At 51.0% G+C, this 518-nt stretch carries 1 protein-coding gene; it reads right to left on the reverse strand.

The window, feature by feature from the left end:
• Nucleotides 1-518 (reverse strand): hypothetical protein (locus E1189_RS00490; protein ID WP_155158191.1); only part of this gene is annotated, 518 nt, incomplete at both ends.

Here is a 518-nt window from a genome sequence, read left to right on the forward strand (position 1 = left end):
TTGCTCGATCAGCCCTGCCTGTTCCAGTTCTGTCCTTACCCAATGCAGTTGGGGCGACATTATCCCACTTGCTATCGCACCATGAAGGAAATCCGGCCACGCTATATCGGGTCTGCCCTCAAAAATCGCTTTTAGTCCCTGTTTATGCGCCAGGCTACCCTGATGCAACCAGGCAAAGGCTAAAGCAGGCTGACTGTGTTGCAGCAGTGCCTGCAAAACGGACATACCTGCAGAATTGGATGTGGCGGCAACCGACTGGTCAATATGGAGATAACGGTTGTCCAGCAAGGTTTTAATCAGAGCAGGCTCTCTTCTTGCGAACAGCAAATGAAGTGGCGTGTTGCCATCTCTGGCTCTCCTTTTACTCAAAAGCTCAGAGTTCATGTCTGTGGCGCAGTAGTCGATCAGAAGATTAACAGCAGAAGCGGAACCTCTTTCGAACAACATATGCAGGGGCGTTTCACCTTCAAAGGATTCAACACCCAGAGCGTCTGCAGTGAACAGCCGAAACCACCGGT

The organism is Parendozoicomonas verongulae (assembly GCF_009711465.1).
In the GTDB taxonomy this organism is placed as follows: domain Bacteria; phylum Pseudomonadota; class Gammaproteobacteria; order Pseudomonadales; family Endozoicomonadaceae; genus Sansalvadorimonas; species Sansalvadorimonas verongulae.